This is a genomic window from Nonomuraea sp. GTA35 (genome assembly GCF_041950525.1).
Classification (GTDB): domain Bacteria; phylum Actinomycetota; class Actinomycetes; order Streptosporangiales; family Streptosporangiaceae; genus Nonomuraea.
The window spans coordinates 317,173-339,120 of record NZ_JBGNUV010000004.1 but is presented as its reverse complement, the minus strand read 5'-3'; the positions used below and the strand labels follow the sequence as shown (position 1 = coordinate 339,120).

The 21,948-nt window shown below is 70.4% G+C and carries 18 protein-coding genes; 5 read left to right on the top strand and 13 right to left on the bottom strand.

Translation table 11 applies throughout. The features are described 5' to 3' along the window. Positions 1 to 43: 43 nt before the first annotated feature. Together ACBJ32_RS20010 and ACBJ32_RS20005 are read right to left on the bottom strand one after the other, a co-directional pair. The gene (locus tag ACBJ32_RS20010; RefSeq protein WP_375127982.1) at positions 44 to 1,024 is read right to left on the bottom strand and encodes a hypothetical protein; all 981 of its coding nucleotides are present in this window, start codon (positions 1,022 to 1,024) and stop codon (positions 44 to 46) included. Positions 1,025 to 1,421: 397 nt separating this feature from the next. Then, positions 1,422 to 2,339 (bottom strand): winged helix-turn-helix transcriptional regulator, encoded by a 918-nt coding sequence (locus ACBJ32_RS20005; protein ID WP_375127981.1) that lies wholly within the window; start codon positions 2,337 to 2,339, stop codon positions 1,422 to 1,424. A gap of 279 nt (positions 2,340 to 2,618) precedes the next feature. Here ACBJ32_RS20005 and ACBJ32_RS20000 point away from each other — a divergent pair, with 279 nt between their 5' ends. Next, positions 2,619 to 3,173: a hypothetical protein gene (locus ACBJ32_RS20000; protein WP_375127980.1), complete on the top strand. Its 555-nt coding sequence runs from the start codon at positions 2,619 to 2,621 to the stop codon at positions 3,171 to 3,173. A 113-nt stretch (positions 3,174 to 3,286) separates the two neighbouring features. Here the strand turns inward: ACBJ32_RS20000 and ACBJ32_RS19995 are convergent, their stop codons facing one another. The 9 genes from ACBJ32_RS19995 to ACBJ32_RS19955 form a co-directional block, all read right to left on the bottom strand. Next, positions 3,287 to 4,870, bottom strand: a complete 1,584-nt coding sequence (locus ACBJ32_RS19995; protein ID WP_375127979.1) for an FAD-dependent monooxygenase — start codon at positions 4,868 to 4,870, stop codon at positions 3,287 to 3,289. A gap of 92 nt (positions 4,871 to 4,962) precedes the next feature. After that, the gene (locus ACBJ32_RS19990) at positions 4,963 to 5,253 is read right to left on the bottom strand and encodes an MTH1187 family thiamine-binding protein (protein ID WP_357875854.1); all 291 of its coding nucleotides are present in this window, start codon (positions 5,251 to 5,253) and stop codon (positions 4,963 to 4,965) included. A 67-nt stretch (positions 5,254 to 5,320) separates the two neighbouring features. After that, positions 5,321 to 5,641 carry a hypothetical protein gene (locus ACBJ32_RS19985; RefSeq protein WP_357875852.1) on the bottom strand — a complete coding sequence of 107 codons (321 nt, stop codon included), beginning with the start codon at positions 5,639 to 5,641 and terminating at the stop codon, positions 5,321 to 5,323. A gap of 10 nt (positions 5,642 to 5,651) precedes the next feature. Beyond that, positions 5,652 to 6,329 (bottom strand): uracil-DNA glycosylase, encoded by a 678-nt coding sequence (locus ACBJ32_RS19980; RefSeq protein ID WP_357875850.1) that lies wholly within the window; start codon positions 6,327 to 6,329, stop codon positions 5,652 to 5,654. Between the two features lie 69 nt (positions 6,330 to 6,398). Then, the gene (locus ACBJ32_RS19975) at positions 6,399 to 7,775 is read right to left on the bottom strand and encodes a M1 family metallopeptidase (RefSeq protein WP_375127978.1); all 1,377 of its coding nucleotides are present in this window, start codon (positions 7,773 to 7,775) and stop codon (positions 6,399 to 6,401) included. A gap of 72 nt (positions 7,776 to 7,847) precedes the next feature. Beyond that, entirely contained in the window at positions 7,848 to 8,759 is a 912-nt protein-coding gene (locus ACBJ32_RS19970; protein ID WP_375127977.1) for a carbohydrate ABC transporter permease, read from the bottom strand. Next, on the bottom strand, positions 8,756 to 10,138 hold the full coding sequence (locus tag ACBJ32_RS19965) for an ABC transporter permease subunit (protein WP_357875845.1): 1,383 nt from the start codon (positions 10,136 to 10,138) through the stop codon (positions 8,756 to 8,758). The genes ACBJ32_RS19970 and ACBJ32_RS19965 overlap by 4 nt, the downstream gene beginning before the upstream one ends. Before the next feature lie 12 nt (positions 10,139 to 10,150). Further along, positions 10,151 to 11,476: an ABC transporter substrate-binding protein gene (locus tag ACBJ32_RS19960; RefSeq protein ID WP_357875843.1), complete on the bottom strand. Its 1,326-nt coding sequence runs from the start codon at positions 11,474 to 11,476 to the stop codon at positions 10,151 to 10,153. A gap of 7 nt (positions 11,477 to 11,483) precedes the next feature. Then, positions 11,484 to 12,731 carry an ABC transporter substrate-binding protein gene (locus ACBJ32_RS19955; protein ID WP_375127976.1) on the bottom strand — a complete coding sequence of 416 codons (1,248 nt, stop codon included), beginning with the start codon at positions 12,729 to 12,731 and terminating at the stop codon, positions 11,484 to 11,486. A 129-nt stretch (positions 12,732 to 12,860) separates the two neighbouring features. Between ACBJ32_RS19955 and ACBJ32_RS19950 the strand changes: the two genes are divergently transcribed. From ACBJ32_RS19950 to ACBJ32_RS19940, 3 genes are read left to right on the top strand one after another with little or no spacing between them, the layout of a single operon-like run. Further along, complete coding sequence (locus tag ACBJ32_RS19950) at positions 12,861 to 13,367, top strand: PadR family transcriptional regulator (protein ID WP_185109639.1); 507 nt, start codon at positions 12,861 to 12,863, stop codon at positions 13,365 to 13,367. Next, the gene (locus ACBJ32_RS19945) at positions 13,364 to 14,092 is read left to right on the top strand and encodes an ABC transporter ATP-binding protein (protein ID WP_375127975.1); all 729 of its coding nucleotides are present in this window, start codon (positions 13,364 to 13,366) and stop codon (positions 14,090 to 14,092) included. The genes ACBJ32_RS19950 and ACBJ32_RS19945 overlap by 4 nt, the downstream gene beginning before the upstream one ends. Next, on the top strand, positions 14,089 to 16,356 hold the full coding sequence (locus ACBJ32_RS19940; RefSeq protein ID WP_357875837.1) for an FtsX-like permease family protein: 2,268 nt from the start codon (positions 14,089 to 14,091) through the stop codon (positions 16,354 to 16,356). Before ACBJ32_RS19945 ends, ACBJ32_RS19940 begins: the two co-directional genes overlap by 4 nt. Here the strand turns inward: ACBJ32_RS19940 and treS are convergent. Further along, complete coding sequence (gene treS, locus ACBJ32_RS19935) at positions 16,343 to 18,055, bottom strand: maltose alpha-D-glucosyltransferase (RefSeq protein WP_357875835.1); 1,713 nt, start codon at positions 18,053 to 18,055, stop codon at positions 16,343 to 16,345. The genes ACBJ32_RS19940 and treS overlap by 14 nt on opposite strands. 264 nt (positions 18,056 to 18,319) lie before the next feature. Further along, positions 18,320 to 19,957, bottom strand: coding sequence for an asparagine synthetase B family protein (locus ACBJ32_RS19930; protein WP_375127974.1), 1,638 nt, complete (start codon positions 19,955 to 19,957; stop codon positions 18,320 to 18,322). Positions 19,958 to 20,095: 138 nt separating this feature from the next. Here ACBJ32_RS19930 and ACBJ32_RS19925 point away from each other — a divergent pair, with 138 nt between their 5' ends. Continuing rightward, positions 20,096 to 21,943: a hypothetical protein gene (locus ACBJ32_RS19925; RefSeq protein ID WP_357875831.1), complete on the top strand. Its 1,848-nt coding sequence runs from the start codon at positions 20,096 to 20,098 to the stop codon at positions 21,941 to 21,943. The last annotated feature ends 5 nt before the right edge of the window (positions 21,944 to 21,948 follow it).

Below are 21,948 nucleotides of genomic sequence, written 5' to 3'. Positions count from 1 at the left end.
TCCTCGGCGGGGGAGGTGGGCCGCTGGTGCGGGGCGGCCCGGATCATGCCGCGAGGACTCGTGCCGGCTCTGGGGCGCCGACGTCGATCGAGGTCAGGGCGGCGTGGTGGGCGGCCTGGGTGGCGCAGAGCCAGTCGTTCAGCGAGCCGGTGAACCCTGAGGGCGGGCCGACCTTGAGGCAGGTGATCTGGCCAGTGCCGGGGGCCGGGCCGACCTTCAGGCGGCGGATGCTGCCGGTGCGGCCCAGCTCTCCCGTGTCCGCGTCGTACGGGGTCAGGCGGACGCCGAAGGGGAAGCCGCCGTCGGGCTGGTCGGCGGGCTGGATGTGGAGGAAGTCGTCGATCTTGCGGTCGGTGGCCGCCGGGTGCGTGGCGAGGTAGGAGAGGTGGTCGGTCAGCAGGCGGTTGGCGACCGTGCGCAGGAGGTTGGTGGCGCACAGGTTGTGGGCGCAGGCGGCGCCGTCCAGGGTGATCTCCGGGAGGGCGAAGCGGCGCAGGCCCCGCGACGTGACGCGCAGGCAGTCGCACGCCCCCATGTCGGACGGGTCCCAAGGTGGGCAGGTGGCGGCGTCGTGGACCTGGACGTCCCAGGAGAGCCAGTCGTCGTCCAGGCGGAAGTGGGTGGGCTCGCCCGCGCATCTGCCGCACGTGAGGATGGTCGAGTCGGTCAGCGGGTCGATCAGGAGGCCGTCGCTCTCCCTGGCCAGGGCCCTGGCTGAGGCGCGGGCCACCTGCACGGTGGTGGGGAGCCTGTGCGGGGGTGCGGTGGTGGACACGATGACGTGTTGTTTCGTACGGCGGAGGCGGCGTCTCTCGTCGTCCGTGAAGGTGGTGGCCGTCGGTTTCCACGGGGTCGGGTGGAGGGTCACCTCGAGTGTGCCTTGGGCTGCTGAGGTGATGGCGGCACGTTTGAAGGGGCCGCCGACGCGCCACGGGACGAATGACTCGACGTCGAAGGGGGCTTGCTCCATCGCGACGATGAACTGGGTGGTCATGGTGCGGGGGAGGGGGATTGTGATCTTCATGGTGGGCCTCCGGGTGGGTGTGGTCAGAGTGGGCTGGATTCACGTCCGGACCTCGGTGGGATTCGGAGGCACTCAGGATCTGGGATGAGGGGTGGCGGGCGAGGACTGGAACGGCGTTCTGTGGATAAGCGGTGAAAGGGGTGGTCGGCCTGTGGAAAACCTCGGGCGGCTGGGTTGCGCTTTTTGTCTGGCGAAGAGCCGGCGGGAAGCCAAGGCTGAGGGCGCCCGGGCGGCAAGGGGTGACGGTGCGCAGGGTGGTGGGTGAATGCCCTGCGGGGGGTGAGGGCGCATGGAGGAGCGCGGGCGCGGGTGCGTGGGACCAGGGTGCGGGACGGGAGGAAGGGGCGAGGGCCAAGGCAGTGCGGAGGGGTGGGGCGGGGGAGGGCCGGGGTGAGGGTCAGGCGAGAGTGCGGGCCGCGTCGGTGGCTTCGGTGATGGCTGCGGGGATGTCCAGCACCGGGAAGATGACGTGGCGGATGATCCGGGAGCGGTCGATCACCAGGATCAGGCGCTTGAGCTTCAGGTCCTGACCGGCTCGGAACGTCGGCAGCCGCAGAGCCGCTGCCAGGCGCAGGTCCATGTCGGAGAGCAGGGGGAACGGGATCGACTCCGCGGCGGCGAAGGCGGCCTGCTGGTCCGGGCGTTGCGTGCTGACGCCGTGAACCGCGACACCGGCGCCGGCGAGCTCGGGATGCCGGTCACGGAACAGCCGGTTCTCCAGCGTGCATCCGACGGTTCCAGGCACCTGGTCCCAGTCCGGCGGCAGGGAGGTGGCCGGGCCGGTCGAGGGATAGGCGAACAGGATCGTGGCATTCGCGTCGGCGACCACGTCGAGCTGGGCGGGGCGGGGTGAGCCGGCGACCACGTTGAGCTGCGCGGGGTTGGGCGAGCCGGTGGGCAGGGCGAGCGGGGTGGGCACCTTCGTGCCGAGGACAGCCTGTACGCGCGAGATCTCCGTCCCTCCGGCCCGGGGAGCCCCCGTCACGGACCCGTCCCCCAGCAACCACCGATCGGCCCAGTCCTGCATGCTGATCAGCGTCGGCGCCAGCGCCCACCCCGTCTCCGTCAGCACGTACTCGTGCCGCACCGGCCGCGCCTGATACGGCTCCCGAGCCAGCACCCCGTGGTCCACCAGATGCTTCAGCCGCTCGGTCAGCACCTTCCGTGAGATGCCGAGCTCGCGCAGCAGGTCGTCGAAGCGGCGGTGCCCGCGCGTCACCTCGCGCACGATCAGCAGGCTCCACCAGTCGCCGATGACGGATGCCGCCTGGGCGATCGAGCACTGGATGTCCTGCTCACGCAGCTCCCTGACCATGACATGACCTTACCGCACAGTGAGTCTCTAATGGAGACTCAATCGGTTTCCGAAGGAGACTCAAGGTGTGGGCGAGCCGGCGAGAGCTGACGGCATCGGCCGGGTCGGCGGCGGTGGTGTTGCCGGTCGCCGTGATGGCGCTGTGTGGGGGAGGGGAGATGCCGGCGCAACTTGCGGGACGACCGAGACTGTTCTGACCTGGTTTGTTAGGAAATGTCCATGGTCATCCTGAACCGAATGGCGACGTGTGTCCGTCAAAGTGTCGTGATCCCGTTTGAGATGATCGACGAAGATCTGCACACGGCACGCCGGCGGGCGCGCCGCTGGGACGAGCTGCACGAGAGCCGCACGGCGATCACCGGCCTGATGCGGGACGCCGGGCAAGAGTTCGACGCCCCCGCGGAGGCCGGGCCGGGGGCGTACACGAGGGAACTGGCGACCGTGGAGCGGGAGCTGGCGGAGGTGGGGCCGGCCCGAGAGCTCTACGAGGAGCTGCTGGTACGCCGGGAGCGCCGCATGACGGGATCGGCCGATCCGCGGGGCGCTGAGCTGCTGGAGATCGGGCGGATGCTGGCCGAGCTGGACGTCGAGCTGCCCGCGCGGGAGCGGGCCAGGGCCGCCGGGTTCGCGGTGCTCGACGGCGGAGGCGATCGGGAGGAGACGGTGGCCGCGTTCGTCAGGGACGTCGGTGCGCTGGGCATGACCGTCACGCCGGACGTGGCCGACGGCGAGGTGGAAGGGGTGGTGGCGGGGCTGGAAGAGCGCTGCGCGGAGCTGGGACGGCTGCGCGACACGCTCCATGCCCGGCGTGAGGAGCTCCTGCTGGCCGGTTGAGGAGCGAACTGGCTGCCGTTCAACGGCCGGTGGTTCCGGCTGGCATGCCGTTCAACGGCCGGCGGTGACTGACCAAGGGCCGGCGTCGGCTGATCGGCGGCCGGCGTTGCCGGTCAGCGGCTGAGGATCTGCCGGAGGACCCGCTCCAGCGTGGCCGCCGGGTCCGCGACCGGCTCCGACGACCGCCAGGCCACGTACCCGTCCGGCCGCATCAGTACGGCGCCGCCCCCGCTGACGCCGTACCGCTGCTCGAAACGCCCCTCCACGTCCAGCAGCTCGTCATCCACCGGCAGCCGCGTCAGCCGCACCCCGAGCCGCTCCTTGACCACCCGCCCCGCCTCCATCCACGCCTGCCGGCCCTGCTTGGCGGCCATGAGCACGAAGCCGTCCCCGAACAGGTCGATGGTGGAGATGCGCTGCCCGTCCCAGTCGAGCACGACGTGCGGCGCCCGGCTGCCGGGCCGCCCGCCGGCCAGGCGCGGGTCCTCCAGGATCGAGCCGTCGTCGCCGGGCTCGTCGAGGATGGCCGTGGAGTGGTAGCGGTGCCCGAGCAGGGTGTGCAGGAGATCCGCCTGCCGCTCCGGGTAGCCGATGCGGGCCGCGGGCGGCATGCGCGCGCCGAGCTCGGCGAGCTGCGCGTCGGCGGTCAGCGTCCCGATCGGGCGGCGTTCGGCGTCGTAGGTGTCCAGGAAGGCGGGCCCGGCCTGCCCCGTGAGCACCAGCCACAGCCGCCAGGCCAGGTCGGCACCGTCCTGCAGGGCCGTGCTGCCGCCCTGGCCCCCGGTGGGCGGCATGGTGTGGGCGGCGTCGCCGGCGAGGAAGACCCGCCCTGCCCGGTAGGCACCGGCCAGCTCGTGCGCGATGCCGAACGTGGCCCGGTCGAGGATCCGCACGTCCAGGCCGGGCCGGCCGGTCGCCAGGCGTACCAGCTCGGCGCAGCGCTCCACGGCGATGGGGCCCTCGTCCTCCGTCTGGTGGACGCTGAGCACGTGCGCCCCGGCCCCCGCGCCGGTCACCAGCGCGCCGGTGAAGGCGTCGTTGCGCAGGTACCACAGCGTGACCTCGCGCTCGCGCACCAGGTCCGACAGGTCGGCGTCGAACATGATGGAGCACATCCGGCTCAGCGTGCCCCTGCCGGAGGTGGGCACGCCCAGCGACCGGCGCAGCGGGCTGCGGTGACCGTCGGCGGCCACCACGTAGTCGGCCCGTACGAGGCTGTCGCCGTCCTTGCCGCGGATCAGCGCCGTCACGCCGTCGCCGTCCTGTTCCAGCGAGACCAGCTCGGTGGAGAAGCGCAGGTCGGCGCCGAGCTCCTCGGCCTTGACCCGCAGCACGCGCTCGATGTCGGCCTGCGGCGCCCCCACCGGCGCTGCAGGCGTGAGCTCGGCCAGGAGTGCGTACTCGGCCTGCCCGCCGTCGGTGATCAGGTGGGGTTCGGGGTCGGCCAGGTCGCGGGCGATCGCGATGCGCATGCCGTCGCCGATCCCCGCCCAGATGCCGGCGAGCTCGTCCTCGATCCCGGGTACGGGCCGCAGCAGCTCGACGGCCCGCGGCCCGACCCCGAACGCCTTGGGCTGCACGGAGGTGCTCGGACGCCGCTCGACCAGCGTCACGGGCACCTCGCGCCAGGCCAGCAGCGTCGCGGCGCTCAGGCCCGCGTACCCGCCGCCGACCACCAGAACGGGCACTCGCTCCATTGATTCCACCTCCGGGCACGCGTACTATCGCGTCTGCGTAGAGCAACACGATATGACGCGTCCGCCGTAGGGTCAAGATATATCGCGTTTTGTCAGGAGAGGTGGCGCTCCAGGGACTCGAGCTTGGCGGTCATGCCGTCCGTGACCCCCTCGCGCAGGTCGGCCTTGAGCACGAGGCTCACCCGCGGCGCGACCTCGGCCACGGCGTCCACGGCGCGCTTGACGACGTCCATGACCTCGTCCCACTCGCCCTCGATCGTGGTGAACATGGCGTCGGTGCGGTTGGGCAGCCCGCTGTCGCGCACGACCTTGACGGCGCGGGCGACGGGCTCGGCGACCCCTTCGCCGACGCCCAGCGGGGTGATGGAGAAAGCGACGATCATCAAGGCTCCTCAAGAAGGGCAGCGAAAAGCCACGACGTCCGCAGAACGCCGTGGCCGCCGCAGTACGTCACGCGTGGTCGTGCTCTTCTTCCTCTTCCTCGCTCGGCCCCTCGGACGGCTCCACACCGAGCACGGCCTCGCGGGGCTCGATCTCGCTGATGTGCTCGACGAGCTGCAGCACGTGGTCGGGCTCGATCAGCCACTGCAGCGCCGAGGCGCCGGAGTCGTCGGAGGCGACCAGCTCGGCCTGCTCGGTGCGCTCCTCTTCGGTCAGATCGGCGTCGGGATGCCTGATCTCGGCCAGCGCCGCGGCCTGCAGCGCGTCCATGTCGAGCACCTCCACGGTCAGCTCGACCGTCAGGCGCAGGAACTTCGGTTCATCACTCATGGCGACGATGCTAGGGCAGCTTCCACTCGACAGGCGCCGCGCCTTGCTGCACGAGCAGTTCATTCGCCCGGCTGAACGGCCGCGAGCCGAAGAAACCGCTGCGCGCCGAGAGCGGCGAGGGGTGCGCGGACTCGATGCGCGGCACCTGGCCGAGCATGGGCGCCAGGTTGCGGGCGTCGCGGCCCCACAGGATGGCCACCATCGGCTTGTCACGCGCCACGAGAGCGCGGATGGCCTGCTCGGTGACCTGCTCCCAGCCCTTGCCCCGGTGCGAGGCGGGCTTGCCGGGCATCACGGTGAGCACCCTGTTGAGCAGCAGGACGCCCTGCTCGGCCCACGGCGTCAGGTCGCCGTTGGACGGCCGGGGCAGACCCAGGTCGGTCTCCATCTCCTTGTAGATGTTGACCAGGCTGCCGGGCAGTGGCCGCACGTCGGGCGCCACCGAGAACGACAGCCCCACGGGGTGACCGGGCGTGGGGTACGGGTCCTGGCCCACGATCAGCACCTTGACCTCGTCGAAGGGCTGGTTGAAGGCACGCAGCACGTTGGCGCCGGCGGGCAGGTACTGCCGGCCTTCGGCGATTTCCTTGCGCAGGAACTCTCCCATCACGGAGATCTGCTCGGACACGGGCTCGAGCGCGCGTGCCCACCCTGCTTCGACGACTTCGTTCAACGGACGACCGGCCATGGCCGTTGAGCTTAGCCAGGTCTGGTACGGCTTGCGGCCCGAACCCGGGGACAAGCCGTACCAGAATGATCACAACGACGGCTTGCCGGGCTTGAGGAGCCACGCGTCGAACAGGGCCCCGAGGTCCCTGCCCGACACGCGCTCCGACAGGGCGACGAAGGCGGCGGTGTCGGCGTTGCCGTACCTGTACTGGGTCGCCCAGGCCCGCAGGATCGCGAAGAACGGGTCGTCGCCGACCGTGCGCCGCAGCACGTGCAGGGTCATCGCGCCGCGGTCGTAGACGGGGGCGTGGAAGAGGTTCTCCGGGCCGCCGGGGTCGGCGGTCGGGGTCTGCCAGAACGTGTCCTCGGCCGGCCGCGCGTACGCCTCGTCGAAGGCGGCCTGCACGCTCTGCGTCCCGCGCTGGTCCGCCCAGAGCCACTCGGAGTAGGTGGCGAAGCCCTCGTTCAGCCAGATGTCGCGCCAGAGCGTGGGCGTCACCGAGTTGCCGAACCACTGGTGCGCCAGCTCGTGCGCGATCAGGGACTCGCCGGGCACGCGCGGGTAGATGGGCCGGGTCTGCGTCTCCAGCGCGTAGCCGACCTCGGGCGCGTGGTCCACGATCCCGCCCGTCGAGGAGTACGGGTAGCGCCCGAAGAGCCGGCTGAAGTAGTCGAGCATCGGCGGGTGCCGCTCGGCGAAGCCCGTGGCGTCACCGGTCGCCTGGGGGTCCACCGCGGTGGTCACCCGGTAGCCGCCGATCCGGCGGTCGGTGAGCTCGAACGTGCCGATCGACACCGTGGCGAGGTAGCTGGCCATCGGCTCGCGGGAGTTCCACACGTACGTCGTCCGCCCGCCCTTCGAGGCCTGGCGCACCAGGTCCCCGTTGGCCACCGCCACCCGGGAGCTGGGCACGGTCACCGTGAACCGGTACGTCGCCTTGTCCGTCATGTGGTGGTTGCCGGGGTACCAGGTGATCGCGCCCTGGGGCTCGTTGGCGTTGAACACGCCGTCGCCGGTCCTGATCCACCCGTCCATGGAGCCGTCGGGGTCGATGACGTGGGCGGGGTTGCCGTCGTACCGGACCACGACCGAGAAGCCGCGCCGGTCGCGCAGCGTCCTGGCCGGCGTGACCACCAGCTCCGAGCCGCTCTGCGCGTACGTGGCGGGCCTGCCGTCCACGGTCACGGACCGTACGGACAGCGTGTCGACGAGGTCGAGGTTGAAGCGGCTCAGCGCCTGCGTGGCCCGTGCCGAGATGGCGGCGCGGCCGGACAGGCGTCCTGAGGACGGCTCGTAGTCGAGCGTGAGGTCGTAGTGGAGGGCGTCGTAGCCGCCGTTGCCCTGGCCGGGGAAGTACGGGTCGCCCGCGCCGGGCGCGCCGGGCGTGCCCGCCGGGGAGGCGGCGGCGGGGGTGAGGGGAAGCGTGAGGAAGGCTGCCGCGGTAAGAGCGAGAAGACGCTTCATGAAAAAGCATCGAAAACGCCCGAATGGGCGTTACGGCGGGCGCCCGCCGCGAGAAGGCGGGCGCCCGTCACGTCACTTGACCGAGCCGGCCATCATGCCCTGCACGAAGTACCGCTGGAACGCGAAGAACAGGACCAGCGGGATGATCAGCGACATGAACGCGCCGGACGAGAGGATGTCGGTGTTCGACCCGAACTGCCGCATCTGAGACTGCAGATACTTGGTCATCGGCTGGTTCCCGGTGTCGGCGAAGACCAGCGCGATGAGCATGTCGTTCCACACCCACAGGAACTGGAAGATGCCCAGCGACGCGATGGCGGGCTTGCCCAGCGGGAAGACCACCGAGACGAAGATCTTCCACTCGGGCGCCCCGTCCATGCGCGCGGCCTCCAGCAGCGAGGCCGGGATGCCGACGAAGAAGTTGCGCAGCAGGAAGATCGCGAATGGAAGCCCGAACGCCACGTGGAACAGCACCACGCCCAGGATGCTGCCGAAGATCCCGGTGCCGCCGTAGAAGGTGGCGATGGGGATCAGCGCGATCTGGATGGGCACGATCAGCAGCCCGACGACCACGAGGAACGCCGCGTCCCGGCCGGGGAAGTCCATCCACGCGAACGCGTACGCCGCCATGGCCGCGATGCCGATCACCAGGACCGTGGTCGGCACGGTGATCAGGACCGTGTTCCAGAAGGACGTGGTGAACCCGCTGCCCAGCAGGTTCGCGTAGTTCTGGATGGTCAGCTCGGCCGGCTTGGTGAAGATCGTCCACCAGCCCTCCGCGCTGTTGACCTGGTTCGTCCGCAGCGAGACGACCAGCAGGCCCAGCGTCGGCACCAGCCAGAACAGGCCCAGCAGGATCATGATCACCTGGACGGCGCCGCTGCCCAGCCGGTCGACGATCTTGCTGACCACGCCCCTGCGCGGCGTTCCCGACTCCAGCCCGGACGGCCCCGCGGACGCTGCCGCGGCTGTCGCGGTCGTCATGAGTCTCCCCTCCTGAACCGCCGGATGTTCATGACCATGAAGGGAAGGACCAGTACGAGCAGGAAGATCGCCAGCGCGCTGCCCAGCCCCTGGTTGTTCCCGCCGCCGAACGACACGCGCCACATCTCCAGCGCGACCACGTTCGCCTGTGGTTGCACCGACGCGGGCGCGATGATGAACACCAGGTCGAACACCTTCAACGTATTGATGATCATCGTCACGAAGACGACGAGCAGGACCGGCGACAGCAGCGGCACGGTGATCTTCCGGAACACCTGCCACTCCGTGGCGCCGTCGATGCGGGCCGCCTCCAGGGCGTCGCGGGGGATCGCCGCCAGCCCGGCCGCGAGCAGCACCATGGCGAAGCCGGCCCACACCCAGACGAACGCGCCGATGATCGCGGGCGTGATGAGCGTCGGGCCCAGCCACTGCAGGCCGCCGTACGAGGCCTGGAAGTTCGACTGCGGCAGCCGAACCGTGTAGGACCCGGGAGCCAGGCCCTCGAAGCGGAACGTGCCGTCCTCGGCCGTCGTCGCGGTGGCCGCGACCTGGCCGTTCTGGACCGCCTCGACGGTCATGCCCGGCAGGCCCTTCTCGGTGCCGTCCACGGCGCCGCTCTGGCCGCCGCCGCCCTGCGTGAAGTCGAACCAGACGGTGCCCGACAGGCCGTCACCGGCGGGCGCGGCCTTGGCGGTCTGGGCGTTGGACGGCATGATGTCCGGCTTGACGCCGACGATCGGGATCAGCACCGGCTGTCCGGCCTGGACGGGCTGCTTGGTGACGACCGCGCCGTTCTCGGCGGCGACCTGCGACTGGTCGCCCTCGCGCGGCCGGGCGTCCGGATAGCCCTGGGAGGAGGAGAACGTGTCGGCCACGGTGGTGAGCACGGCGTTGGCCAGGCCCTTGTCCGGGCTCTGCTCGTAGACGAGGCGGAAGATGACGCCCGCCGCCATGAGGGAGACCGCCATCGGCATGAACACGATCAGCTTGAACGCCGTCGCCCACCTGATCCGCTCGGTCAGCACCGCGAAGATCAGGCCCAGCGTGGTGACGATGATCGGCGCGACGATCACCCAGATCAGGTTGTTGCGGATCGTGGTCAGCATGCCCTGATCGGTGAAGATCGAGACGTAGTTGCCGAGCCCCACGAACTCTTCGAACCCGTTGGCGCCGAACAGGCTTCGGACGATGGAGTAGACGATCGGATAGACCACCCAGATTCCCAGCAGCACCGCTGCCGGGAGGAGGAAGGCGATGGCGACCGCCGGCGAGGGGCCGAGGCGTCGTTGCTTGCGGGGGGTTTCAGCCGGTCCGGTTGAGGTGCCGCCCGCGGCCTGCGCCGCGGGCGGGTCCTGCCGGCCGTCCAACCGTTCGGTCACGGCCTTACCTCTTTACTTCCAGGCCTTCTTGGCCTCTGCTTCGAGCGCCTCCTGGGTGCCCTTGACGTCGCTCGGCTTGCGCAGGAAGTCCTGCAGCACCTTCCACTCGCCCTTGCCGTCGGTGGCGCCGAAGGCGCTCGGCGCCAGGTCCGACATGTCGTAGCGGACGGCGTCGCCGGCCGAGACGATCGTCTGGCCGAGCTGCTTGGTCAGCTCGTCCGGGTAGTTGTCGGGCGAGACGTTCTTGTTGGGCGACAGGTAGCCGGGCAGCTTGGCCCAGACCTCGCCACCCTCCTTGGAGGCCAGGAACTGCACCAGCGCCATCGCGCCGGGGGAGTCCTTCATGGCCACGGCCACGTCGCCGCCCAGCACGACCGGGGTGGTGTCACCGGCCTTGGGGAACGGGAAGTACTTGGCCTCCTCGCCGACCTTGGCGCCCGCGTTCACGGCCTCGACGGCCACGAAGTCGGCCTCGATGACCATGGCGGCCTTGTCGGTGCCGTAGACCTTGGTCACGCAGGTCGGGAAGTCGGTCTGCATGGTGCCGGAGGTGCCGTCGACCAGGTAGTCGTTCTTGCCGGCGATCTGCGCGATCTTCTCCAGCGCCGCGCCCACCGTCGGGTCGGTCCACGGGATCTCGTGCTTGGAGAGCTTGTCGTAGTTCTCCGGGCCCGCGGTGGACAGGTAGACGTTCTCGAAGAGGTCGGTCAGCGTCCAGCCGGAGGCGCCGCAGAACGAGAACGGCGGCGTGCCGGAGTCGGCGACGGTCTGCGCGGCCTTGACCAGCTCGTCCCAGTTGGTCGGCGGCTGCACGCCCGCGTCCTCGAACGCCTGCGACCGGTACCACACCAGCGACTTGTGCGCCGCCTTGACCAGCACGCCGTACACCTTGCCGTCGACGGAGCCGAGCTCCTTCCAGTACGGCGTGTAGTTGGTGTCGACCTCCTGGACGACCTCCGGGGTCAGCGGCTTGAGCGCGTTCTGCTCGACGTACTGCTGCACCAGGCCCGGCTGCGGCAGGATCGCGACGTCCGGCGGGTTGTTGCCCTGGATGCGCGGGCCGAGGTAGGCGCCGGTGTCCTCGCCGGTGGAGGCGTAGGTGACCTCGGCGCCGGTCTTGTCGGTGAAGGCCTTCAGCACCTGCTCGAAGTTCTTCTGCTCGGCGCCGGTCCACTTGGCGGCTACCTCGAGCTTGACGCCCTGGAGCGGCTTGGCGCCGCCGCCGGTCGCCGATGCCGATCCCGCCGCCGTGGGCTCGGACGTCGTCGGCGCGTTGCCGCAGGCGGCGACGGCTACCGCGAGCCCGGCCAGGATCGCTGCTGCTCTGCCTTTTCGCATGGCTGCCTCACTGGGTTCTGATGATTTCTTCGAGTTCGGACTTCATGGAGGCCGCGACGTCGTCAGCGGTCTCGGGGGAGGGGTCGCCGAGCGCCTTGGCGACCGAACTGGCGATCACCAGGCTCAGCTGGTTGTAGTTCGCGCTCACCGGCCGAGGCCGGGCCGCGAGGATGCTCTCCTTGAGCACGGGCAGGTAGGGGAAGCGCTCGATGAGCTCGGGGTCGTCGTAGAGCTCGGTCCACACGGGCGGGAAGGAGCCCTCGGTGAGGACCCGGCGCTCGTTCTCCAGGCTCGTGAAGTAGCGGATGAACTCCTGGGCGGTGTGCTGGTGCTTGGAGTAGGCGCTGATGGCCAGGTTGGCGCCGCCCAGCGTGCTGGAGCCGGGGCCGTCGAGGCCGGGCAGCCGGGTCACGCCCAGCTTGTCGCCCAGCTCGGCCTTGGCCGGTCCGTACGCGTGCGGCCAGTTACGGGCGAAGGCCAGCCTGCCCTCCTGGAAGGCCAGGCGCGACTCCTCCTCCTTGAAGCTCAGCGACTCCTTCGGGATCCAGCCCTCGCGCAGGCCCTGGAGCAGGAAGTCGAGTGCGACCCCGCCCTTGGCCGGGTCGAGGGTCACCTCGGTGCCGTCGCGGCTGACGAGCTCACCGCCGGCCGACTGCACGGCCTCGGAGAAGTTGACCGTGAGCCCCTCGTAGGCCAGGAACTGCCCCGCATACCCTCCTATGTTGTGCTTTTTCGTGATCTCGCGTGATCGGTCGCGAAGCTCGGCCCAGGTCCGCGGCGGCTTCTTGACCAGGTCTTTCCGGTAGTAGAGCAGCCCAGCGTTGCTCGTGTACGGAACGGCCCAGAGCTTGTCCTTGTAGACGGCCGTCTCCACGACGGGCGGCAGGAACCTGTCGAGCGGGAACAACCCGCGCTCCAGGGGGATGATCCAGCCGTTCTCCGCGAATTCGGCAGTCCACACCACGTCGAGCCCCAGCACGTCGTACCGGCTGCTCTGGGCCTGAAGGTTGGCCGCGATCTGAGCGCGTTGCTCGTCGGCGGCCTCGGGCAGCTCCAGCAGCGTCACCTTCTCGGCCGGGTGGGCCTGGTTCCAGCGATCCAGCAGGGGTTGCAGGTACGCCGTGGTGTCGCGTCCGGTGGCGAAGGTGATGGGCCCGGTTCCGCCCGTCCCCTTGTCGCCGCCGCCCTCGTCCCCCGCCGCCGCGCAGCCGGCCGCCAGGGTCACGGCCAGCAGCATCGGCAGGAGGCGAAGCACCCTGTTTCCTCCACGTTCAAGATGAATTACATACGTGTTAGGTAGATGCATTCATGTTATGCACAGCGGTAATCTGAAGGTCAACAGATTGCTCTGTAACGCGTACGTAACAGAGCGGGGAGGAGAGCGGTGCGGCCTCACCTGCTGGCGCTCCTGGCGAAAGAGCCTGCCCATGGCTACGAGCTCAAACAAGCGCTTGAGCAGACCTTCGGCAGTGCCTATCCCTCGCCCAACATCGGGCAGATCTACGTCACGCTCGGCAGGCTGGAGAAGGACGGTCTCATCAGGGCCGTGGACGTGGAGCAGTCCAACCGGCCCAACAAGAAGGTCTACTATCTGACCGCGAAGGGCCGCGAGTCGCTCGAAGCCTGGGTGGACGAGCCGACCGAGGGCCCCAGGGTGCGCGACGAGTTCTTCATGAAGCTCGTGCTCGCCCCGCTCACCGGCATCGCGGACCGGATGGCGCTGATCAGCCGTCAGCGCCGCCACTACCTGTCGCTGATGAGCGACCTGAACGACCTGCTGTCCCGCACCGCGCCGACCGATCGGGTGGCGATGCTGCTCATCGAAGGGGCCATGTTGCATCTGCAAGCGGATCTTGACTGGCTCGAACGATGCCAGGAGGATCTGGCATGAGCCCGGTTGTGAAAACGGTCAATCTGGTCAAAATCTACCAGGATGGCGCGGTGCCCGTGCCTGCCGTCCGCGGAGTGGATCTCCAGGTCGAGCTGGGAGAGTTCGTCGCGATCATGGGCCCGTCGGGGTCCGGCAAGTCCACGCTCGTGCACATGCTGGGCGGCCTCGACGCGCGCACCAGCGGTGAGATCTGGCTCGACGGCAAGCGCGTGGACACGCTCTCCGAGAGCGCGTGGGCGCTGCTGCGGCGCAAGAAGATCGGCTTCGTCTTCCAGTTCTTCAACCTGGTCGCCAACATGACGGTGGGCGACAACGTCGAGCTGCCCGCGCTGCTGTCCGGGGCCTCGCCCAAGGTGGCCCGCGAGCGCCGCGAGAGCCTGCTGGCCGCGCTCAACCTGACCGACCGGGCCGACGCCGCGCCCGCCCAGCTCTCCGGCGGCGAGCAGCAGCGGGTGGCGCTGGCCAGGGCGCTGGCCAACAAGCCCAGCCTGCTGCTGGCCGACGAGCCCACGGGCAACCTCGACAGCCGCAACACGCGCGACGTGCTGCGCCTGCTGAGCGACGTGCACAAGGAGGGCCAGACCATCGTCATGGTCACCCACGACGCCCGCGTCGCCAGCCTGGCCGACCGGCTCGTGTCGCTCTTCGACGGCGAGATCGTGGACGACGGCCGCATCGCGCGCCGCCGCACGCGCACCGCCGGCGAGGTGATCGACCTCCGATGAGCACTGTCCTGGCCGGTAGCCGGTGGATCAGGGCCGACCTGCGGGCCAGGACGGGGCAGGCGGTGCTCACCGTGCTGGCCGTGGCCGGCATCGTGGCCGCGCTGATCACCGCGGCGACCCTGCTCGAAGACGGCACGAACCCGTGGCGGAGCCTGTCGGCCCAGACCGACGGGGCCCACGTCTGGATCTACACCAAGGACAGCCCCCAGGTCGCGCTGGGCGCCATCGACGGCGTGACCCAGACCGCCGGCCCGTACCGCTCCGCGCCCGTCACGGTGGCGCAGAACGGCAAGAAGGAGCCGGCCTCGCTGCGCGCGATGCCCGCCACCCCGCCGGCGGTGGCGCACCCCGTGGTGGCGGAGGGCCGCTGGCTGGACCCGTCGCAGCCCGACGGGGTGGTGGTCGAGCGCTCGTTCGCCGGATCGCTGGGGCTGCGCATCGGCGCGCCGTTCACGATCATCACGATCAACGGCGAGCGCCACACGCTCTACGTGCGCGGCATCGCCGACTCGGCCGACCAGGGCTTCTATCCCGAATGGACGCCGGGCCTGGCCTACGTGCTGCCCTACATGCTCGACCGCATCGAGCCCATGCTGGGCCGCAGCGAGTGGGTCACCGGGCTGCGCCTGGCCGACCCCGAGGCCTCGCAGGTCGTCTCGCAGCGCGTGGTCGTGCTGCTGGAGGACCGGCTGCAGCGTGTCTACACCTGGCGCGAGGTCAGGGCCGCCATGGAGCTGGACAACCGGCTGCTGGGCACGCTGCTCGCGCTGTTCGGCGTGGTGGGGCTGGTGGCCGCCGCGCTCGCGCTGGCCAACGCCGCCGGCGGCCGGGTGCTGGGCCAGCTCCGCGACCTGGCCACGCTCAAGTCCATGGGCTTCACCAGGGGCCAGGTCGCGCTGCTGCTCCTGGTCGAGCACGGCGCGCTCGGCCTGCTCGGCGTCGCGATCGGCACGCTGGTGGGCTGGGGCGTGATGGCGGCGATGCTCGGCGCCGGCTCCGTGGCGCCCATCCCCGTGCTGGCCATCGTCGCGGGCACGGCCCTGGTGGTGCTGGCCGCCGTCGGCGTGCCCGCCTGGCGAGGCGGGCGCACGCCGCCGATCCCCGACGTGCCCGCCGCGCCGCCGCGGGGCCACCTGTCCAGGCTGGCCCGCCTGGCCCTGCTCGTACGCCTCCCGCCCGCGCTCGTCCTGGGCACCAGAGACGCCTTCACCCGCCGGGTGCCGGCGTTCCTGACGGCGTTCGGCCTGGCCGTGCCGATGATGATGACCACGATCGGGCTCGGCGTCTGGGCCACGCTGGACAACTTCTCCGCCCATCCCGAGCAGGTGGGCCAGTACGCCGCCCTGTACGTCAGGCCGGGCAAGGAGGACCCCGCCGTCGCCGAGCGGCTCGCCGCCCAGGACAAGGACGTGGCGGAGGTCTATCCGGGCACCGACGTGAACGCGCTGGCCCCGGGCGAGGCCCGCTCCGTCCGGGTGCGGGCCATCGGCAGCTCGACGAGCCCGTACCCGTTCCCGGTGGTCGAGGGCCGCATGTACGCCCGCCAGGGCGAGGCGGTCGCCGGTCAGGGGCTGCTCGACCTGCTCGGGATCAAGATCGGCGACCGGGTGCGGCTCACCGTGGGCGGCACCCCGCTGATCGTCAGGATCGTCGGCAGGACCGTCGAGCCCGAGCAGGACGGCGAGGTGCTCTCGGTGGGGCTCGACAGCCTGGCGGCCAAGGACTCGGTGCCGCCGGAGTACTACGCGCTGGCGCTCAAGCCGGGCGCCGACCCGCTGGAGGTGCGCGGCCGGCTGCTGGCCGTCTCGGAGGAGGGCCTCGACGTGCAGGCGGCGGTCAACCCGGCCGACCGGCTGGCGATCATCCGGGTGGTGATCGTGGCGCTGATCGCCGTGCTGACCCTGATCGGCCTGGCCAACCTGCTCACCGCCAGCGCGCTCGGCCTGCGTGACCACGCCTTCGACCTGGCCGTGCTCAAGGCCATGGGGCTGACCCCGCGCCAGGTCATGGCCACCCTGGTGACCGGCACGGGGCTGCTGGTGGTGCTGGGCGTGGGCGTGGGCACCGTGGCGGGCATCTCCGTCGTCACCGGGCTGATCGACTGGCAGGGCCACACCAGCGGCGTCGGCGCGGGCATCGGCCGCGCGCCGTCGCCCCTGACGCTGGCGGTGGCGGTGCTGGTCGCGGTGGGCACGGCCCTCGCCGTCGCGCTCATCCCGGCGCGCCGCGCGGCCCGTGCCCAGGTGCCGGTCACCTCTCGCTGAGGCTCTCCTCGGGCCGCTTGAGCGCGAACCAGTAGAAGCCGTGCCCCGGCAGGGTGAGCAGGTAGGGCAGCTCCCCGATCGCGGGGAACGGCACCCCGCCCCTGGCCTCGACCGGCGTCATGCCCTCGAAGCGCCGCAGGTCCAGCTCGACCGGCTGCGGGAACTTCGACAGGTTGTTGACGCACAGCATCACGTCGGCGTTGTCCTCGCGCACGTACGTGAGCACGCAGGGGTTCGACGACCACATCTCGGTGTAGGCGCCCACGCCGAACACCGGGTGCCTGCGGCGGATCTCCAGCATCTTGCGGGTGAAGTGCAGCAGCGACCCCTCGTGCCGCTGCTGGGCCTCCACGTTGACCGCCTGGTAGCCGTAGATCGGGTCCATGACCGCGGGCAGGTAGAGCCGGCCGGGGTCGGCTGAGGAGAACCCGGCGTTGCGGTCGGGGCTCCACTGCATCGGCGTGCGGACCGAGTCGCGGTCCTCCAGCCAGATGTTGTCGCCCATGCCGATCTCGTCGCCGTAGTAGATGACCGGCGAGCCGGGCAGCGACAGCAGCAGCGCGGTGAACAGCTCGATCCGGTCCCTGTCGTTGTCGAGCAGCGGGGCCAGGCGGCGGCGGATGCCCAGGTAGGCCCGCATGCGCGGGTCCTTGGCGTACTCCTTGTGCATGTAGTCGCGCTCTTCCTCGGTCACCGTCTCGAGCGTGAGCTCGTCGTGGTTACGCAGGAAGATGCCCCACTGCGCGTTCTCCGGCAGCTTGGGCGTGCGGGACATGATCTCGGAGATCGGCTCCCGGGTCTCCTTCTTGACCGCCATGTAGATGCGCGGCATGAGCGGGAAGTGGAAGGCCATGTGGCACTCGTCGCCGCCCGTGGTGGGGTCGCCGAAGTACTCCACCACGTCCTCGGGCCAGCCGTTGGCCTCGGCCAGCAGCACCCGGTCGGGGTAGAGGCGGTCGACCTCCGCGCGGATCTTCTTCAGGTACGCGTGCGTCTCGGGGAGCCCGGCGCACGCGGTGCCCTCACGCTCGAACAGGTACGGCACCGCGTCCAGCCGGAAGCCGTCGATGCCCAGGTCCAGCCAGAACCGCAGGACCTCCAGCATGGCCTCCTGCACCGCCGGGTTGTCATAGTTCAGGTCCGGCTGGTGGTGGAAGAAACGGTGCCAGTAGTACTGCTTGCGCACCGGGTCGTAGGTCCAGTTGGACTCCTCGGCGCCGATGAAGATGATCGGCGCGTCGGGGTAGCCGCCGGGATGGTCGGACCACACGTAGAAGTCGCCGTACGGCCCTTCAGGGTCGTGCCGGGACGCCTGGAACCAGGGGTGCCGGTCACTGGTGTGGTTCATCACGAGGTCGGTGATGATCCGCAGGCCCTTTTCGTGGGCCTGCTCGATCAGCGCCACGAAGTCCCCCAGGTCCCCGAAGTCAGGGAGGATCTTCATGTAGTCCGAGATGTCGTATCCGCCGTCACGCAGCGGCGACTCGTAAAGGGGCAGCAGCCACAGGCAGTCCACGCCGAGCCACTCGAGATAGCCGAGCTTCTCGATGAGACCGCGCAGGTCGCCGGTGCCGTCGCCGTTGGAGTCCTTGAACCCCCGGACGAGAACCTCGTAGAACACCGCCCGCTTGTACCAGGCTGGGTCCTCCGAGACGAAGGCCTCGGAGATCGGCTCCGGCGATGGGGATGCGTTGATCATGATGTCGCTCACAGGAAGAGATGTGGGCAGGACGAAGTCACCGGTTGCCCCGGCGTTGTTATCTGGTGACCGCGCCGCGTGGAGTCGTCATCCCTGCGAACTCCACTGCCCTCGAACGGGACCGGATTTGTGATCTGGTGCCCGTTTGTGCGGCGCTTACGGGCCGAACACTACCAGCCCGTTGGCTTTCCGGAACCCGCTTCTGCTGTGCGACGTGTAATACCCGCGAGATCGGGATGTAATCGCCATGTTACCCAGAGTTCGCTAAAAAGGCGTGGCCAGGTCGGAGAGGTCGCTCTCGAAGTCGTTCAGCCAGAGGCCGAACAGCACAAGACCGCGCACCCAGAACCGGTCGTTCCAGCCGTTGAACCTGGTCAGCGCGTCGGGCCCACCCGCGACCACCTCGTGCAGCTCATCCGACAGCAGGTTCGGCACGCGGTCGACCAGAACCTCCAGCATGCGGTGCGAATAGGCCCGGGCGGGAGCGGCCGTGGAACGCAGCGGAACGCGCTGGAGCGGCTGCTTGATCACGTTCGTCGAGGGCAGAGCGGCCACGCGCGGGTTGGCCGCGTACAGCACCTCGCGGTAGAAGCGGCCCTTGTCCTTGCGCGCCACGCCGACCGACAGCGCGGCGTCGAAGAACTCCGGATGGATGAACGGCGCCGCGAACGACGCCTCGGGGCCCACCAGGTTCACCGCCGAGCGCGCGATGCCCCGCACCGTCCTGGTGTGCAGCACCGACAGCGGCAGCTCGGCCCGGTGCCCGTGGAGCATCGAGGTGGCGGCCTGGAACTGCTCGCGCACCGTCTCGTCCATCCACTGCGCCGCGGCCTTCGACAGGAACGGCTGCGTCGGCTGCCCGAGCGAGAGCGAGGCCAGCACGGCCGCCGACCGCTCGGCCTGCGTCGTGGCCTCCAGCGCGGCCCCGCTGACCATGAAGTTCTTCAGCAGCGGCCCGCCGGCCAGCCCGTCGACGAGGATCCGGCCCGCGCCGTGCACCTCCTTGGCGAAGGGCGCGTACCAGGCGTGGTGCGGCGTCAGGTACTCCAGCCTGCGCGCCACCTCCATCGCGTCGGCCGGATAGTCGGCGGCGTCCTGGGTGATCACCCGGTGCGGGATGCCCAGCTCCCTGGTGATCGACCTGGCGAAGGCGATGTCGGTGTCGGTGCCGTCGTCGGGGCTGGTCGTCCACGACTCCACGTCGAACCCGCGCGCCCTGGCGACGCTGGCCAGCAGCCGCGAGTCGTAGCCGCCGCTGACCGGCACCAGCAGCCTGCGCCCGGCGTAGTCCTCGTACACCCCGTGCAGCAGCTCGACGATCTCCCGCGGGCTGATCCACTTCTCGTACGGCTCCGTGCGCAGCCAGCGCGGCAGCCGCCGCTCGGTCGCCAGCCGGTCGTGCTCGAACACCAGCGCGCTCGCCCCGGGCAGCCGCTTGACCTCGGTGTACGGGGTCGCCTCGCCCAGCGGGAACGTCACCTGCAGGATCGAGGCCCACGCCGACCAGTCGATCTGGACCGGCACGAGGCTGAGCAGGGGCTGGATCAGCGAGGAGAAGTAGACCGCCTCGCCCAGCCGTACGTAGTAGACGTCCACCAGGCCCAGCGCGCCCGTGTGCAGCGTCACCTTCCGCCCGTCGCCGATCAGCCCCGGCGTCTCGAACGTCTCCGCGACCGTGATCCACTCGTCCTCGGCGGCCTTCGGCCTGCGCTCGCCCCAGGCGAAGGCGTACGAGTCGCCCGCGCGGTGGTAGGGCGGCAACGGTGAGGAGCTGAACAGCGCCGCGTCGGCCGACTGCAACGCGGGCCAGACCTTGGGCCCCGCCGCCATCAGCTTGCCGAGCACGGCGGTGTCGATCCGGCCGAGAGCGCCGCAGACGTAGGGCCGCACGTTGAACTGCACCGGATCTCAATCCCTTCGAGACGCTTCTCGGCAAAGAGTATCCTTTGGCGGGCTACGAGAGCGGAGGTCCGGTTCGCGAACGTAGTGAGTGAACGATGCGACGCAGCGTCTTGACGCCGGACCGACGAAGGAGGACCGGTGTCTACTGAGCTAGAGAGCACGCGGCGGGCGTTGCGCGATGCGATCGCGCAGGCCGAGCGGGCTGCCGAGCTGGCCAGGCTGCTGGACGCCGCCCAGGCCGAGCTGGCCGCGGCGCAGGAGAGCACCGAGGAGGCCAGGGTGCTGGCCGAGCAGCTCAGCGAGATCGAGGAGCGGCTGGCCGCCGAGCAGGCCACCTCCGACAAGCTGCGCAGGGAGCTGGCCGAGCAGCGCTTCCAGGCCGAGGTGGCGCAGTGGAAGCTCTCCTCGATGAAGGTCGCCCGCTGGAGCCGGCTCGGCGACGCCATCAAGAGCGGCAAGAGCAACCCGGTACGCCTGGCCAAGGGCCTCAGGGGCGCCGCCAAGCCGGTCAAGCGCCCCGTCGCGCCCAAACGCAGGCCGGTGGCCGGCTCCGCCAAGCCCAGGGACGAGCGCCCAGGAGCCGCCTTCCAGGCCACCAGCACGACCAGGACGCTCGGTGGCGCCTCCTTCAAGCTCAAGCCGTACCGCGTGCCGACCGGCCCCAACACGCGCCCGCACCTGACGGCCGCGGTGATCGCCGACCCGCACGCCGAGGCGCTGCTGCGCTACGAGTGGCGCCAGACGACCGGCTTCACGCCCCGCGACTTCGCCAGGGTGCTCCCCCTGGAGGTGCCGCACCTGCTGGTCGTCGAGTCCGTCACGCAGGGCCCGTGGGCCGAGGAGATCACCGGCGAGCCGGGCGAGGGCCTCAAGGCGCTGCTGGCCTGGTGCGCCGAGCGCGGCATCCGCACCGTGTTCTGGCACACCAAGGGCGAGGTGTCGGCGTACGCGGCGGCGGCCGACCTGTTCGAGCACCGCTTCACCGCCGACCTGACCGTGGCCTGGCCGCGGCTGCAGTACGGCGTGCAGCCCCGGGTGCACAACCCGCTGCCGCTGGCCGGGGGCCGCATCGACCGGGTGCTCACGCTCGACCAGCTCCTGCCCGAGCACCTGTCGTACCCCGACGTCCTGACCTCCTACCGCTGGCCCGCCGCCGCCGACTGCCCGCCGGGCACCCCGCAGTGGCGGCTGGCCGAGATCGCCGCCTGCGGCACGTCGATCGGCACCGAGGCGGACAGCCGGCGGGCGCACGTGGCGCTGCGGCGGGCGTACTCGATGGGCACGATGAGCGAGCGCGTCGACGAGCTGCTCGACGCCATCGGCCTGCCCAGCGCCCGGCCCACGCTCAACACCTCCGTCCTGCTGCCCGTGCTCGACCCGTACCTGCTGGAGCACGCCCTGGCCCAGGTCGCCAAGCAGTCCGGGGTGGACCAGCTCATCGTCATCGGCCCGCCGGAGGCCGAGCTGCGGGCCCGCGACGTGCTGCCGGACGTGGAGGTCATCCACCGCCGCCCGCACGCGGCGATGACCGAGGGCGCCATGCTCAACGCCGGCATCGACCTGTGCGAGGCCGACCTCGTCGCGGTCATGGACCCGCGCGACGTCTACGGCCCCCACTACCTGTCGGACCTGCGCCGCGCCTTCCTGTTCAGCACGGCCGACATCGTCGGCAAGGCCGCCTTCTACGCCCACCTGCGCAAGCCCCAGGCCACGCTGCTCAAGCAGCCGGAGGCCGAGTACACCTACCTCCCCGAGATCGCCGGCGGCACCCTGCTGGCCCGCCGCAACGCGCTGCGCGAGCTGGGCTTCGCCGACCTCACGGAGGGCTGGGACGAGGTGCTCATGCGGCAGTGCCGCACGGACGGGATCAAGGTCTTCTCGGCGGACCGGTTCGGCTACGTACGGGTGCGCGACGAGGACCGCTGGCTCCTGGGGGCCGCGCACCTGGTCGAGTACGGGTCGGCGGAGCCGCACGCGCTCATCTAGGGTCG

Bases quoted from the DNA above. Each gene is read 5' to 3' on its own strand.
- ACBJ32_RS19960 (WP_357875843.1), bottom strand. From the start codon at position 11,476: ATGCGAAAAGGCAGAGCAGCAGCGATCCTGGCCGGGCTCGCGGTAGCC.
- ACBJ32_RS19945 (WP_375127975.1), top strand. From the start codon at position 13,364: ATGAGCCCGGTTGTGAAAACGGTCAATCTGGTCAAAATCTACCAGGAT.
- ACBJ32_RS20010 (WP_375127982.1), bottom strand. From the start codon at position 1,024: ATGAAGATCACAATCCCCCTCCCCCGCACCATGACCACCCAGTTCATC.
- ACBJ32_RS19990 (WP_357875854.1), bottom strand. From the start codon at position 5,253: ATGATCGTCGCTTTCTCCATCACCCCGCTGGGCGTCGGCGAAGGGGTC.
- ACBJ32_RS19980 (WP_357875850.1), bottom strand. From the start codon at position 6,329: ATGGCCGGTCGTCCGTTGAACGAAGTCGTCGAAGCAGGGTGGGCACGC.
- ACBJ32_RS19940 (WP_357875837.1), top strand. From the start codon at position 14,089: ATGAGCACTGTCCTGGCCGGTAGCCGGTGGATCAGGGCCGACCTGCGG.
- ACBJ32_RS19985 (WP_357875852.1), bottom strand. From the start codon at position 5,641: ATGAGTGATGAACCGAAGTTCCTGCGCCTGACGGTCGAGCTGACCGTG.
- treS (WP_357875835.1), bottom strand. From the start codon at position 18,055: ATGATCAACGCATCCCCATCGCCGGAGCCGATCTCCGAGGCCTTCGTC.
- ACBJ32_RS19970 (WP_375127977.1), bottom strand. From the start codon at position 8,759: ATGACGACCGCGACAGCCGCGGCAGCGTCCGCGGGGCCGTCCGGGCTG.
- ACBJ32_RS19975 (WP_375127978.1), bottom strand. From the start codon at position 7,775: ATGAAGCGTCTTCTCGCTCTTACCGCGGCAGCCTTCCTCACGCTTCCC.
- ACBJ32_RS19995 (WP_375127979.1), bottom strand. From the start codon at position 4,870: ATGGAGCGAGTGCCCGTTCTGGTGGTCGGCGGCGGGTACGCGGGCCTG.
- ACBJ32_RS20005 (WP_375127981.1), bottom strand. From the start codon at position 2,339: ATGGTCAGGGAGCTGCGTGAGCAGGACATCCAGTGCTCGATCGCCCAG.
- ACBJ32_RS20000 (WP_375127980.1), top strand. From the start codon at position 2,619: ATGATCGACGAAGATCTGCACACGGCACGCCGGCGGGCGCGCCGCTGG.